The following is a 13,759-nucleotide window of genomic DNA, read 5'->3' as shown; positions in this document are numbered from 1 at the left end:
CATGCCCGACGTCGTCTTCAGCCACGATCCGTCCAAGCCCATGGCCCAGCAGGCCGTCCCCGGGCACAACCGCTTCCACCCCGAGGTCCCCGCCGCGGCCAGCGTGCGCCCCGGCCAGGAGTTCCGCATCGAGTGCCGGGAGTGGACGGACGGCCAGATCGGCAACAACGACTCCGCCAACGACGTGCGCGACGTGGACCTCAACCGCTGCCACATGCTCAGCGGTCCTGTCCGCGTCGAGGGGGTCGAGCCGGGCGACCTGCTCATCGTCGACATCCTCGACCTCGGCCCCATCCCGCAGGAGAAGGGGCCCGTGTGCGGCCAGGGGTGGGGATACAGCGGCATCTTCGCCAAGGTCAACGGGGGAGGATTCCTCACCGACTACTACCCCGACGCCTACAAGGCCATCTGGGACTTCCACGGCCAGGCGGCCACCTCCCGGCACGTGCCGGGCGTGGAGTACACGGGGATCACCCACCCCGGTCTCATGGGGGTGGCGCCTTCACACGGGTTGCTCGACACCTGGAACCGCCGTGAACAGGCGCTCATCGACACCGATCCGGAGCGGGTACCCCCGCTGGCGCTGCCGCCCCTGGTGGATCAGACCCTGGCGGGGAACGCCGACGGCGACCTGTTGGCCCGCATCGCCGCCTCAGGGGCACGCACCGTGCCGCCGCGGGAGAACGGTGGCAACCACGACATCAAGAACTTCACCCGGGGGTCACGGATCTTCTACCCGGTCCACGTCCCCGGGGCGCTGCTCTCCGTGGGAGACCTGCACTTCAGCCAGGGCGACGGCGAGATCAACTTCTGCGGCGCGATCGAGATGGGCGGCTTCATCGACCTGCGCGTCGACGTGATCAAGAACGGTATGGAGACCTACGGGGTCCACCGCAACCCCGTCTTCCAGCCGGGCCGGGTCGCCCCGCTGTACTCGGAGTTCCTCACGTTCATCGGGATCTCCGTCGACCACCGGGACAACACCAACCTGTACATGGACGCCACCGAGGCCTACCGGAACGCCTGCCTCAACGCCATCGAGTACCTCAAGAAGTGGGGGTACACCGGGGAGCAGGCCTACCTGATCCTCGGTACCTCGCCGATCGAGGGGCGGATCGGGGGCGTGGTGGACATCCCCAACGCCTGCTGCGCGCTCTACCTGCCCACCGAGATCTTCGCCGACGACATCCGCCCGGGTAAGGCCGGGCCTGAGCACAAGGACCGCGGCCAGGTCGCCGTGACCTCCTGACCCGCTCCAGTCTGAGCCGTTCACGGGGCCGGAGGACGACACCCGTTGATTTCCTCCGGCCCCTGCTCGGCTCAGAGGAGAGCCGACCCCAAGGAAAAAGAGAATTCGCAGTTCAGCGAAGTGTGACGCCTTTTTCTGGCGATCGTAACAATTCCACGATCCTGTCGAATCGTGGTTATCCGGGGAAAGGGTGCCACTAAAGTTGGCGGTGTGAAAAAGCCAGTCAACCCCCTGCTGGCCACAACTCTGTGGCTGGGATACGTCGCTCACCGTCACAAGCCGGTCGCTCTGCTGCTCTCCGGGTTGCTGTTCGCCTTCGGCGGTGTCCTGGCCGGATCCAGTGTCTGGTGGGGAGCACCACCCATCCTGATGGGCGTGACGATCCCCGCCCTCGACCTGTGGTGGGAGCGCAAGAGCGAGAACAACGACGTTCTGGCCTCGGCACGGGAGAAGGTTCTGGAAGAGGCACTGAGGTGATCCCAGTGAGTTTTATGCCAGGCGCCCGTGTTCGAAGTGCGTGAGGACGAGGGCGGCTCTGGCGATGCCCCCGATCTTGCTGGGGCTGGCGGTGATGTGCTGGAGCAGCCGCCACCGCTGGGTGAGCAGTGCGAACCCACGCTCGCCCAGACAGCGCACACCCCGTTGGAGCTTGTTGAGAGCGCGGTTGTCCAGGGCCAGTGCCGACCCGTCACTCGGCTGCTTGATGGGGGTGATGACGCCGATTCCGGCACCCTCGTATCCCAGGTCGGCCAGCGTGGGCAGGCCTTTGGCCGCGAAGGCGTAGAGGGCGCCGAGCACGTGGGAGCGGGCCGCGGGCAGGTCATTCACTGATCCGGGCTCGACATCGCTGATGAACAGGGGAAACCCGTCCGGTTCCATGACGCCTTGGACGTTGCCTCCGTGGTGGCGGGCCTTTCCCGAGTACCACAGATCGATGCTCTTTCCTTTGACGCTGGTCGTCTTCTCCAAACATCGGTCGGTCGGGATCACCATGCCGTCGAGTACCAGGTGGGACACGCCCGCCTCGTGAGCCTGCTGGAGTGCGTCGTGTAGGTGCGGGGCCTGATCGGCCAGGACAGCGGTGGCTTCGTCGATGTAGCGGTAGCCGGTGGATCGGCCGATGCCGTGGTCGCGGGCCAAAGTGGCGGGGTCGGTCCCCTCGCGGAAATGGCGCAGGACCATGATCGCCTGGTGGTAGCAAGTCAGAGCACGGGTCCCCTTCCGGGTGCCGCGCAGTGCGCGTTCGGCGGCCAGAAGGCGGGCCAGGGAGAGAACGGCTTCCCTGGGGACGTCGAGGATGGCACGATAGGTGACCACGTGGAGCCTTTCACGGTAGCCCGGCAAGATTCGACACCTCGCCTTCTACCTGGGGCTCCACGTCTATGTCTGCCGAACGGTCATTCCTCCTCCAGGATCCGGATTGCCGTTTTCATCCCACTTCAAAGTCGCTGGGATCACCTCACTGGCTCCTCTCCTCGAACTGGCGGCCACCACGACCTTCCGTAACCGGGACGAACGCGGCAAGGTGGCTGAAGGCGCCGCCATGCGGGTGGCCGGCGACCTGCGCTCCGCCTTCAGCGACGTCCCCGGGGTGCGGGCGGTGGTGTTCGTCGTCAGCGCGGACGGGCAGAGGATGACCCCGAGCTTCCCCGCCGGGAGGCCGGACCGGCCGGGGGACTTCGAGCGGGGAACGCCCCGGGGAGATAGCGCCTTCCGGATCCTGGACGAGCTCACCGACCGGTTCTACATCGTGGAGGACCTTGACAGGGAAGGGCCTCGGAGCCCTTACTGGGCCGGTACGGGGTCGCGCTACCGGACGTTCATCTCCGCGCCGATCCGCTCCACCGAGCACGCTTTCGGGATGGTGACCATCGACGCTCCCGTCCCGGGAAGCCTGGACCATCAGCACGGGTCGACGATCGCTTTGTTCGCCGCCGCGCTGGGTATATTGTTCGCGGAAGCGGCACGTGGCGGTATGTCCGGGTCATAGACCCTGGAGAAGCGAAATGGATGCCATGGGCAAGATCAAGTTGACCAAGCCGAGAGACAGCTACCTCTCCAAGGACACGAAGAAGCCCGAGGAAGGGCTGCGGAAAGCCCTCGCGGAAGTGCGCTCCGAACGCAAGAGGCGCGACAAGGCGCTCCTGCGCGCCCACACCGTCGTACGCCCGGCGTGACCGGGGCCGGCCACGCACCCTGCGCGGAGATAGCGGCCACAGTGGTGGACCGGGTCGGTTTCTGCGGGTTTCAGCGGGAAGACGGGCGCGTGGGATGCCCCTCTCCCCGGATGCTGGTGAGGCCGAAGTCGCGCCAGCCGTAGCCGTCGATCCAGCCGGTCTCGGGTAGTTCTCGGGTCAGGCCGTGGGAGGGGTGGCTACCGAAGTCGTAGGTGATGGTCTCGATCGTGTCGACTGATCCTGAGGCGTGCACGGTGATCTGGGTATCGAATCCTGTGATGCGCCATCCGGGATACGGTTCGGCTTCCCGGTCGAGGAGGAGGTGGAGGCCGAGGGCGAGCAGGATCAGCAGTGAGGCGCTTCCCACGAGTAGGGCCGTGACGGGGTGTCGTGTTGCGGTTTGTGCTCGATGGCTCTGAGCGCGTGGGCGCGTTCGTGTCGGCGTTTGGCGGCACGGATCTTGTCCCGCCTCTTCCGACGCTTGGCGGAACAGGACCTCGTCGTACGTCCCATCGTCCATGATCTGGATGAGGTTGCCGCAGGTGTCGTCCAGTACCGCTGTGGTGACCGGCCCCATCTCCAACGGCCCCTGGGTGAAGCGGACGCCGAGTTCGCGCAGCCGCTCGTACCCGGCGTGCACGTCGTCCACGGTGAACTGGGTGGCCGGAACGCCGTCGCTGACCAGTGCCTCGCGGTGCGGCCCCACCGCTGGGTGGCCGGAGGGCTCCAGCAGGAGTTCGGCGCCTCCTGGTTCTCGGGCGAGACCACGGGCAGCCAGCGGTGCTCCTCCGAGGGCTCGCCGAGGGCGACGTCGTGCTTCTTCTCGAAGCCCAGCACGTTCGTGTAGAAGTCCAGGGCCTTGACCTGGCCGTCCACGAAGACGCCGTTCAGGTGGATCCTCATGGGCCGCTCTCGTTCGTCGGGCTTGAGCCACCGCTTGGTGATGTGCCTCAGCGGTGCCGGGTCCATGTGGTGGAACTTCTGGCGCCCCTCCCGTCGGCTCTCGACCAGGACGTCGGTCTCCAGGACGGCGAGGTGCGGGGAGATCGCCTGCCGCTCAATCCCCGGCCTTTGATTCTTCTGTAAAGACGAAGCTCCCGCCGATGCTTCGGTGTCATTGCGGGCGCCTTCGGCGGCGAACGCGGCACATACAGCCGACTGTCTCGGTACGCTCGCCGGGACGGTGGGGTCTAGATCGTTGATGGGGGTTTGGTGTCCTGGTCAGTGGTCGTAGGCGATCAGGGACCGCTTGACCGGGGCACCGATCAACCAGTTGTGCCAGATCGCGGCGTTGAGCGCGCAAATCCTCTGACAGGTGCGCGCCCACAACCCTTCCGTGGTGCGGGCCGCGTGACGCTCCAACCCCAGCTGGTTCTTCAACGTCCAGATCACCGCCTCAACGCGTTGGCGCAGCCAGGAGGGGAACACCTTCACGTCGGGTTCGGGCTCATCCTCGCGGATCGGGCGGATGAGTAGATAACCCAGCTCAGCCGCATCAGCCTCGATCTTGGCTCCGGCGAAGCCCTTGTCACACACGATCGGGGCCGGCCCGGGAGCGCAGGCCTGAACGTGCAGCAGGTGCAGGGCCTGAGCACGCTCGTCCAGCTCTTTGGGATGAGCCAGGCTGAACGCGCACACCGCTCCCTCGGTGGTGGTGATGAGCATGAGCTTGGCGCCCCAGTAGAAGGCGTGGTGGGAGACGTCGCGTCCGTATCCGGCGATCTCGCCCAGCATGGAGCGGTTGACCGTGGTGCGCGAAGCACCGCAGCGCAGTGGGGTTCCGTCCATCAACCGCAGCCGCTCCCACCAGGTAGGCACGGCCCTGGCCAACCACATCGCTGCTGTGAACAGGGCCGGTGCCAGATCGCGCAGGTGGCGGTTGTACTCGGACTGGCCGGGCAGGCGGGGGAAGAGGTGGCCGATCCGGGCCGGTGCGGCGCGCAGCCAGTGGCGCTCTGAGTCATGGCGCAGCAGGACTTGGGCGATGGCCACGCACACGAGTTCTGGGTCGGTGAGCAGCCTTTTGGGGCCGCGTTTGCGGGGTTGTTCACGCGAAGGCAGGACGTGGTCGTCCAGATGGACGTAGAGTGCGGTCAGAAGGGCGTCAAGGTTGGTCGTCACACACCGATCCTTGACGCCCTTCGTCATGGGCGCAGGAGTTCCAGAAAACTCCCATCAACGATCTAGACGCTGGGGATACGTATTGCGGGAAATCGAGACGAAGTACCGTGTGGTCGACCTGGAGGCGCTGCTGGTCGCGCTCAAGGAGGCCGGGGTGGAGATGAGTGCTCCCGCCTACCAGGATGACCAGGCCTACGCGCCCGCCGGGTGGGAGCCCGCACGCGGCAAGGTCGGTCACACCTTCGCCCGTCTGCGGACGCAGGGCGGTACGCACACCATGACGACCAAGACCCCGCTGGCCAACCCCATGGAATGCGTCGAGTACGAAACCGTGGTGGCGGACCGGGAGCAGATGCACGGTGCGCTGCTGGCGCTGGGATACGAGCCCGCCGTGCGCATCGTCAAGGACCGCCGGACGGGGCACGCCGGGCCGATCGGTGTGTGCGTGGACGTCGTCGAGGGCGCCGGGGTGTTCGTCGAGCTCGAGGTGCTCGCCGACGACGATCGTGACGGGCCCGCCGTCCAGGACGAACTCGACGCCTGGGCGCGCGGGCTCGGTGTGGAGCTGGAGCGCACCACCGACACCTACGACGTGCTCGTGCGTCCCCCCGCTCCCTGAGAAGTCGCCCCGAGATCCCTTGCCCCGTGGGGAATGTCACGGGGTCCACGGCCCCTGCCTGCGGTACTGTACCGTCCAGACGGTCAACTGAGGGGGAGAAGAGTGGGCAACGGGACCCAGCGCAAGGACCGAGCCCGGGTCAGGGCCGCGCGAGCCTCGGACGTGGTGGAGGTGGCCCGCGTCCTGGGCCGGGCCTTTGAGCAGGATCCGGTCAACGCGTGGATGTTCCCCGACCCCGATGAGCTGCCGGGCAGGTCCAGGCGGCTCTACGCGATCGAGGCGGGGTTCGAGTACCTCCCGCACGGTCGGGTGGAGGTCGCCGAGCTCCACGGGAAGGTGGTCGGCGCCGCGATGTGGGGTGACCCCGAGGCATCGCGGACGGCCTCCGCGATGGCCCTCCTGCGCTCCGCCCCGCACCTCGCCGGGCTCTTCGAACCGCGCAGGCTGCCCGTGATCATGAGGGGGATGGGGATGCTCGGGGCGAGCGCGCCCAGCACCCCGCACTGGTACCTGTCCGAGCTCGGCACCGACCCGGACGTGCGGGGCGCCGGAGCCGGGGTCGCCCTGCTGCGCTCCGGCCTTCGCCGCGCGGACCAGAGCGGACTCCCCGTTCACCTGGAGTCCAGCAAGGCCGAGAACCTGCCCTTCTACGAGAGGTTCGGGTTCCGCACGACGGAGGAGATCACCCTCCCCGAAGGGCCCACGCTCTACGCGATGCTGCGCGAGGCGGGCACGGGCGAGAGCGTTCCGGCGGGACGGGCGGCGGACACCGCCGTCCGCCCTCAGGGCGCACTCTGAGCCTGACCGGGTTCCTGGCGCTCCGCCGTACGTCCGCAACCCCTCTATCCCCGAGGAGAGGGGCGCGGGAGAAGAGGGCTCAGGTTCGTCCCGTCCTTCTCATCCGTGACCGCGCCCACCCGCAGCGAGGTGTGTGCGAGCGAGTGCTGGGCGAGCGGGTCCGCCGGGGAGAGCAGTGCCGCGCCGACCAGTACCGCACCGACCAGTGCCGCACCGGTCAGGTCCACCACGCCGCCCAGGCTGGTCAGCCGCCGTGCGATCTGCGGTGCGGCCAGCGCCTGGTCACTGCGCTGGTGGTCGCGGCCACAGCCTGCCTCGCGCCCAGGAACGCGATGTGACCGGTGGCACAATGGAGGTGTCCCCTGGGGGAGGTGCCTGGTCGTGGCGAACGAGCCGAGGGTGGAGGCGGCGCGGGCCGCGGCCCTCGCGTGCCGGTGGGCGGAGGCCGAGCGGTGCTTCCGCGACCTGGACCCCGCCGAACTGGACGGGCCCGCGCTGGACGACCTCGCCGACACCCACTGGTGGCGGTGCCGACTGGAGGAGTCCATCGCCGCGCGCCAGCGCGCCTACGCCGCCCACCACGCCGCCGGAGCGGCGCCCGAGGCCGCCATGGCCGCCTGGCGGCTGTTCGACGCCCACCTGATGTCCGCCAGGGAGCGGGTGGCCGCCGGATGGCTGCGGTGCGCACGCAGGCGCCTGGAGGGTGTGCCGGAGTGCGCTGTGCACGGTTACCTGGCCTTCGCGGACTCCGAGGGCGCCTTCCAGCGCTCGGACCTGGCCGCCGCGTGGGAGGCCGCCGGGCGGATGGGACATCTGGGTGAGAGGCACGGCGACTCGGACCTGGCGGCGATGGGCACCGTCGTCAGGGGGCGCGTCCGTGTCGCCGAGGGTTTGGTGGAGGAGGGCCTGGGCCTGCTGGACGAGGCCATGTGCGCCGTCCTGGCCGAGGAGACCACCCCGCTGTTCACCGGTTGGATCCACTGCCTGGTGGTGTCCGACTGCTTCGCCGTGGGTGACCTGGAACGTGCCCAGGAGTGGACCGAGGCCGCCATGACCTGGTGCGAGAGCCTGGATCCGGAAGCCCCCTACCATGGCATGTGCCGGATCAAACGGGTTGAGCTGAGCGCGCTGCGCGGCGACCTGGACGGAGCCGAGCGCGAGTGCCGCCGCGCCTGCGACGAACTCCTCGCCTACCAGCCCGCCTCGGCCGCCGAGGGATACACCGTACTCGGCGAGATCCTCCGTCGCCGGGGCGCGGCCGCCGACGCGGACAGGTCCTTCGCCCGCGCCCGCGACCTGGGCGGTGACGGCCAGCCCGGGCTCGCCCTGGTACGGCTCGCGCTCGGAGACCCCGACGTGGCGGCGGACATGCTCGAAGGACGTGGGTCCGTGTCCGGCATGGACCCCGCCAGCCGCGCCCGACACCTGACCGCGGTGGCCGAGGTCGCACACGCACGCGGTGACCTGCCCGCGCTCAAGTCCGCCGCGGCCGGACTGGCCGAGTACGCGCGCAGCACCCTGGAGGGCGCCGCCGCGGACCTGACGACGGCGCGGCTACGCCTCATGGAGGGCCGTCCCGCGACGGCACTGGTCTCCGCGCGCCGTGCGCACGGCGCGCTGACGGGGATCGGACTGCCCTTCGAGGCCGCTCAGGCGCGCATGCTGGCCGGGACCGCCCGCGCCGAGGAGGGCGACCTGGACGGTGCCCGACAGGACTGGGCGCAGGCACGCGAGCAGTTCGCTTTGGTGGGGGCCCGTGCCGACGCCGAGCACGTGTCCGGGCTCCTGGGACCGGCCACCCGTCTGCCGCACGGGCTGACCCCGCGCGAGGCACAGGTCCTGCGACTGGTCGCGACGGGCAGGAGCAACCGGTGCATCGCCGCGGGGCTGCACATAAGCGAGCACACGGTGGCCCGCCACATGAACAACATCTTCACCAAGCTGGGAGTGTCCTCCCGTGCGGCGGCCACCGCCATCGCCTTCCGGAGCCGCCTCGTGTGAGCCCGCTCCGGACCCGGGCCCGTGGGCAGAACGCACCATACCCGGAACCGGGGGTGAATAGGCAGGTCAGGCGATGTGGCTGCAGCGGCCTTCGGCCTACGGTGACAGTGTCCACCGTGATCCAGGGAGGCCGAGATGACCACTCAGAACATTCCTCAGCAGTCTCCGTCGTGGCAGGGCTGGCAGTTGACGGACTCGACCGCCCAGGCCTATGAGCGGTTCCTCGTCCCGGCGATCTTCGCTCCCTGGGGCCGCGAACTCCTGCGTTCGGCCGACCCCGCGCCCGACGCCCGAGTCCTGGACGTCGCGTGCGGCACCGGCGTGATGGCCCGGATCGCGGCCGAGCGGCTGAACGCGGACGCCGAGATCACCGGGGTCGATGTCAACCCCGACATGATCGCGGTCGCCCGCGCGGTCGCCCCCGAACGTGCCGAGCCGATCACCTTCGTGGTCGGCGACGCCTGCTCGCTCGGCCTGCCCGGTGCCGACTTCGACACCGTGCTGTGCCAGCAGGCCCTGCAGTTCTTCGACGACCGCCACGCGGCCCTGTCCGAGATGCGCCGTGTGCTGGTGCCCGGAGGGCGGGTGGCCTTGAGCGTGCTGCGTCCGCTGAGCCACAACGCCGCCTACCGCCACTTCGCCGACGCGCTCGACCACCACGCTGGGCCCGACGCCGGGGCGATGATGCGGTCCCCGTTCGCGAACCTGGCCGTCGACGACCTGCGCGACCTCATGCGCGGCGCCGGGTTCGCCCGGGTCGCCGTTCGGATCGCCGTGACGAGCGTGCGCTACCCGTCGGTGGCGGAGATGGTCCGTCAGGAGACGGTCAGTTCACCGCTGGCCGCCCACGTGGACGGGCTCGGCGACGTCACCCGCGCCGCGCTCATCGAGGAGACCGGCCACCTGCTCGCCGACCAGCTGGACGACGACGGTGTGGTTCTGCCCGTGCAGACTTACCTGGCCACCGCCGAGCGCCCGGCGCTCGGCTGAGCGCGCCGCCGAAACCGCGAGGGGAGGAGGGCCGCTGCTTGGACCCTCCTCCCCGGGGCCCGTCAAGCTGAGACGGTTCCCGCGGAGCAGCGGTCGAGCAGAGGGCCTGGCAGCACCTGGGGCATCGCGTTCACCAACCGGGAGTCCGAACCGGCTCGGTAACGCGTACGCGGCTCGGGGTCGGCGCAGGGGCCACCATCGCGGCGAAATCCTCGGGAGGGGTGCGGCTCTGGGCCGGCTGGGGCAGCGCGGGGCGCACCCCGGGTCGACTTCATTCGACGGAGCCCGGCTCTGGCCGGTGGAACAGCTCGGGGCGGGGTGCTCGCGGTGAGGTCCCCCGGACGGCCCGATCTCAGCCTCCGCCGCCGCCTCCACCTCCTCCTCCGGCACCGCCTCCTCCGCCACCCCCACCACCTCCGCCACCCCCACCACCTCCGCCACCCCCGCCTCCTCCTCCGCCCATGCCGCCACCGCCTCCGACCGCTCCGGGGCCGGTGGCGGACCCGGGCCTGGGCGGGAAGTAGTGCCCGACCAGGTGGACCATGCTGAACATCAGCCCACCCACACAGACGAGGGCCAAGACACCGACAGCTGCGAAAGAGACCGCGGGGTCAGGCGGATCGGGTCGGGCAGCGCCCTCGCCCTCACCGGTGCGATCAGCGGAGTAGACGGCCGGGGGAAGGGACAGTCGCACGCTCACGGCCTGTCCGGGCGAGAGCCATTCGTGTCCTGCGGTCAACAGCGGCCCGACCGGATCCGGTTCCGCCCACACCAAGTCCGCGCAGTCGCCGCGCTCGCCGGTGTACCCCGCGTAGCAGGCAGCGTCGATCTCGGTGTGCGGCTCTCCCGTCCCGCTCCCCTGCCCGGCTCGCCCCTCTTCGGGCGAACCGTCGGGGTGGGCGAGGTCGGGCAGGTGGAACGCCACGTCGACCGACTCGATGGGAACCCTCCAGCCTGTGCCGATGATGTCGGCGTAGTAGTTCGGCGCGCCGTCACTGCCCAGGGTGGTGAGGCGTTCGTAGGTGTAGGCGATCTCGAAGACGTGTTCACCGGTGAGAGCCGGACCGGCTTCGAAGTCGCCGATGCGCACGACGGTCGTGCTCTCTCCGCGGCCCTCTCGGTGGTGGGGGCTGATCTCCACCGGCAGGCCGTCGGGTCCCTCTCCCCGGATGCTGGTGAGGCCGAAGTCGCGCCAGCCGTAGCCGTCGATCCAGCCGGTCTCGGGTAGTTCTCGGGTCAGGCCGTGGGAGGGGTGGCTACCGAAGTCGTAGGTGATGGTCTCGATCGTGTCGACTGATCCTGAGGCGTGCACGGTGACCTGGGTATCGAATCCTGTGATGCGCCATCCGGGATACGGTTCGGCTTCCCGGTCGAGGAGGAGGTGGAGGCCGAGGGCGAGCAGGATCAACAGTGAGGCGCTTCCCACGAGTAGGGCCGTGACGGGGGGTCTGGGGTGCTCCTGCTCGTCTTCGGTGGTCTGGAGCGGGGCGTCGTGTTGCGGTTTGTGCTCGATGGCTCTGAGCGCGTGGGCGCGTTCGTGTCGGCGTTTGGCGGCACGGATCTTGTCCCGCCTCTTCCGACGCTTGGCGGAACGGGACCTGTTGGCCACGGGGATCTCGCTCTCTCGGGGGGGGGGGGGGGGGGGCTGCGCAACCGTCATGGTCCCCGGAGGGACTCCGGTTATTCCTCTTACTCCTCACTCCGGACAGCGGTACCAGCGACCGCGCCAGCCAGCGCCGCACCGGTCGGGTCCACCACACCGCCACCGCCGGTCAGCTCCGTGCCCCTCCCAACCCTGGGCGGGGCGGTGACCCGCCCAGGCCCCGGGGGAACGCGGGAGCACGGTTTGGCCCGGGTCCGCGCCTGGTCCACACGGAGGGCCGCGTGCAGCCGCAGTCAACGGGCAGCGTTCCGCGAAACCCTGGACCGCGGTTCCCGGCCGCACGGAGGGGCGCGCACCCCTGCGACCGCGAACCGTCGGCGCGGCCCCGGACCGCGGGCGGGGGTGGAGGAGCCCTGCCCCGCACACGGGGCCCGGCGTGCTCAGCCGGACGCGTTCCAGTGCCCCGCCAGGTCCCGGTAGAGCGGGGAGTCGCGTAGCAGGGACTCGTGCGTGCCCAAGGCCGTACCCGCGCCGTCCAGGACGAGGATCCGGTCGGCCCGCAGCGCCGACGACAGCCGGTGCGCGATGACGAGCAGTGTCGTGTCCGGCCGGCCCGCCAACGCGTCCTCCGCGTGCGCCTCGGCGGCCGGGTCCAGGTGGCAGGTCGACTCGTCCAGGATGAGCAGCGGCGCCGGGGACACGTAGGCCCGGCCCAGGCAGAGCGCCTGCCGCTCCCCGGCCGAGAGGCTCGCGGGATCCACGTCGGCGTCCAGGCCGCCGAGGCGGTCCACCAGCGCTTCCATGCGCAGCGCCGCCACCGCCCGGACGATGCGCTCGTCCCCGGCACCGGGCTCCAGCTGGGCGAGGTTCTCCCTGACCGAACCAGCGAAGACGTAGCCCTCCTGGGGGAGGAGCACCCGCATCCGGGCCAGTTCCCGTGGGGAGCGCCCGGAGACCGGCTGTCCCGCCAGACGTACGGTTCCCTCGTCCGGGGCGTGCAGGCCGGACAGCACGTGCGCCAGCGTGGACTTGCCGATCCCGCTCGGGCCGACGACCGCGATGCGCTCCCCAGCCCCGACCGAGAGCGAGAAACCCTCCACCAGGGGGCGTGTGCCCGCCCCGTAGGACACCCGCACACCACGGCACCACACCGCCGGCACCGGCCCCGGTCCGGTGTCCGGGAAGGAGAACGCCCGCCGCGCACCCGGCTCCGCCGTCCGGCGGGTTCCCCCGCCCGCGGTGTCCGCGCCGTCCGCATCCACGGCCACGAAACGGTCCAGGACCACCACGAGACGGCTGCCCGCGGCGCCCACGGCGGTCATCATCGCCCGGAGCGCCGGCAGCAGGGACTGTACGAGATAGGCAAGGGCTCCCATGATCGCGCCCGTGGTGACGCCCTGCCGCAGGAGCCACGGCGTTGCGGCTAGCAGCATGAGCACGGGGAGGTGACCGGCGACGCCGAGCGTCAGGGTCCGCACGGCCGTCCACCGGGCCAGGGACCGCGCCGACGCGGCTGCTTCCTCGACCAGGGCTCCGGTCTCCTCGCCCGCCGTGTCGGTGACCCCGCAGGCCACCAGGTCGCGCAGTTGGCCCGGCAGGCCTCCGGCACGGTCGGTGAACGCCTCGTCGGCGTCCAGGAACCGGCGTTGCGCCGCGGCCATGGGGGCCAGGGTCAGTAGGAAGAGCACCAGCCCGAGCAGCATGGGGGGTAGCACGACCAGCAGCAGTTCGGGGGCCAGGGCGAACATCCCCACCAGCGCCCCCGCCGCGATGAACAGGAAGGACCGAACCGTCAGGACCAGGCCGGCGAAGCTGTCCCGCGCGATCTCCGTCTGCTGGGTGAGCCGCGAGACCGCGGCGCGCCGGGCACCCGACGCCCGTGCCGGATCGGCCACGGCCCGGTTCAGCGCCTGGCGGACCGCGCGCCGCACCAGCCCGTCCCGCAGCGGTTCCACCAGTCCGGAGAGCTGACCGAACACACCGCGCAGTACGGGTCCGGCCAGCAGGATCGAGACTGCGGCGACGGCCAGCCACCCCAGGCCGACGGTGGGCTGCCCCGCCAGAAACCCCTGGTCCAGGGCGCGCGCCAGACAGATCCCGACGAGGAAGGTCTGTGCTGACTCCAGCAACGACCAGGCGCCCAGGCGCAGCAGGACCCGCCTGTGGCGCCACAGGAAGGGCCAGGCGTGCGGCATCAGCCG

The 13,759-nt window shown here is 70.2% G+C and carries 14 protein-coding genes and 1 pseudogene; 8 read left to right on the top strand and 7 right to left on the bottom strand.

Annotated elements, in window-relative coordinates; all coding sequences use genetic code 11:
* Position 1 precedes the first annotated feature (1 nt).
* Positions 2 to 1,249 (top strand): formamidase, encoded by a 1,248-nt coding sequence (gene fmdA, locus HNR07_RS08445; protein WP_184364125.1) that lies wholly within the window; start codon positions 2 to 4, stop codon positions 1,247 to 1,249.
* A gap of 210 nt (positions 1,250 to 1,459) precedes the next feature.
* Positions 1,460 to 1,726 carry a hypothetical protein gene (locus HNR07_RS08440; protein WP_184364123.1) on the top strand — a complete coding sequence of 89 codons (267 nt, stop codon included), beginning with the start codon at positions 1,460 to 1,462 and terminating at the stop codon, positions 1,724 to 1,726.
* A 12-nt stretch (positions 1,727 to 1,738) separates the two neighbouring features.
* Here HNR07_RS08440 and HNR07_RS08435 read toward each other — a convergent pair whose 3' ends face one another.
* Entirely contained in the window at positions 1,739 to 2,548 is an 810-nt protein-coding gene (locus HNR07_RS08435) for a transposase family protein (RefSeq protein WP_376769974.1), read from the bottom strand.
* Between the two features lie 121 nt (positions 2,549 to 2,669).
* On the opposite strand from HNR07_RS08435, the gene HNR07_RS08430 reads away from it, so the two are divergent.
* Together HNR07_RS08430 and HNR07_RS08425 are read left to right on the top strand one after the other, a co-directional pair.
* Positions 2,670 to 3,239 (top strand): hypothetical protein, encoded by a 570-nt coding sequence (locus HNR07_RS08430; RefSeq protein ID WP_184364121.1) that lies wholly within the window; start codon positions 2,670 to 2,672, stop codon positions 3,237 to 3,239.
* A 25-nt stretch (positions 3,240 to 3,264) separates the two neighbouring features.
* Entirely contained in the window at positions 3,265 to 3,426 is a 162-nt protein-coding gene (locus tag HNR07_RS08425; RefSeq protein ID WP_184364119.1) for a hypothetical protein, read from the top strand.
* Between the two features lie 70 nt (positions 3,427 to 3,496).
* On the opposite strand, the gene HNR07_RS36075 is transcribed toward HNR07_RS08425, so the two are convergent.
* From HNR07_RS36075 to HNR07_RS08415, 3 genes and pseudogenes are all read right to left on the bottom strand, one after another.
* Entirely contained in the window at positions 3,497 to 3,946 is a 450-nt protein-coding gene (locus HNR07_RS36075; RefSeq protein ID WP_344077526.1) for a DUF2207 domain-containing protein, read from the bottom strand.
* Positions 3,944 to 4,329 (bottom strand): annotated as a pseudogene (locus HNR07_RS08420) (VOC family protein); the annotation flags it as partial. The gene HNR07_RS36075 and the pseudogene HNR07_RS08420, both read right to left, overlap by 3 nt.
* 318 nt (positions 4,330 to 4,647) lie before the next feature.
* A complete protein-coding gene (locus HNR07_RS08415; RefSeq protein ID WP_184362068.1) occupies positions 4,648 to 5,547 on the bottom strand; it encodes a transposase in 900 nt (299 codons plus the stop codon).
* 82 nt (positions 5,548 to 5,629) lie between these two features.
* Here HNR07_RS08415 and HNR07_RS08410 point away from each other — a divergent pair, with 82 nt between their 5' ends.
* Both HNR07_RS08410 and HNR07_RS08405 read left to right on the top strand, forming a co-directional pair.
* On the top strand, positions 5,630 to 6,166 hold the full coding sequence (locus HNR07_RS08410) for a class IV adenylate cyclase (RefSeq protein WP_184364117.1): 537 nt from the start codon (positions 5,630 to 5,632) through the stop codon (positions 6,164 to 6,166).
* Between the two features lie 102 nt (positions 6,167 to 6,268).
* Positions 6,269 to 6,964, top strand: coding sequence for a GNAT family N-acetyltransferase (locus tag HNR07_RS08405; RefSeq protein ID WP_184364110.1), 696 nt, complete (start codon positions 6,269 to 6,271; stop codon positions 6,962 to 6,964).
* Between the two features lie 44 nt (positions 6,965 to 7,008).
* On the opposite strand, the gene HNR07_RS08400 is transcribed toward HNR07_RS08405, so the two are convergent.
* On the bottom strand, positions 7,009 to 7,314 hold the full coding sequence (locus HNR07_RS08400; protein ID WP_221318751.1) for a hypothetical protein: 306 nt from the start codon (positions 7,312 to 7,314) through the stop codon (positions 7,009 to 7,011).
* Positions 7,315 to 7,345: 31 nt separating this feature from the next.
* Between HNR07_RS08400 and HNR07_RS08395 the strand changes: the two genes are divergently transcribed.
* Together HNR07_RS08395 and HNR07_RS08390 are read left to right on the top strand one after the other, a co-directional pair.
* Positions 7,346 to 8,965 carry a LuxR family transcriptional regulator gene (locus HNR07_RS08395; protein WP_184364105.1) on the top strand — a complete coding sequence of 540 codons (1,620 nt, stop codon included), beginning with the start codon at positions 7,346 to 7,348 and terminating at the stop codon, positions 8,963 to 8,965.
* Between the two features lie 135 nt (positions 8,966 to 9,100).
* On the top strand, positions 9,101 to 9,955 hold the full coding sequence (locus HNR07_RS08390) for a class I SAM-dependent methyltransferase (RefSeq protein WP_184364103.1): 855 nt from the start codon (positions 9,101 to 9,103) through the stop codon (positions 9,953 to 9,955).
* A 352-nt stretch (positions 9,956 to 10,307) separates the two neighbouring features.
* Here the strand turns inward: HNR07_RS08390 and HNR07_RS08385 are convergent, their stop codons facing one another.
* Positions 10,308 to 11,564 (bottom strand): DUF2207 domain-containing protein, encoded by a 1,257-nt coding sequence (locus HNR07_RS08385; protein ID WP_184364101.1) that lies wholly within the window; start codon positions 11,562 to 11,564, stop codon positions 10,308 to 10,310.
* Between the two features lie 434 nt (positions 11,565 to 11,998).
* Positions 11,999 to 13,753 (bottom strand): ATP-binding cassette domain-containing protein, encoded by a 1,755-nt coding sequence (locus HNR07_RS08380; RefSeq protein ID WP_184371716.1) that lies wholly within the window; start codon positions 13,751 to 13,753, stop codon positions 11,999 to 12,001.
* Between the last annotated feature and the right edge of the window lie 6 nt (positions 13,754 to 13,759).

The sequence above is a fragment of the Nocardiopsis metallicus genome (assembly GCF_014201115.1).
Classification (GTDB): Bacteria; Actinomycetota; Actinomycetes; order Streptosporangiales; family Streptosporangiaceae; genus Nocardiopsis; species Nocardiopsis metallicus.
The sequence above is the reverse complement of the archived record's forward strand: the minus strand, read 5'-3'. Positions and strand labels throughout refer to the sequence as shown.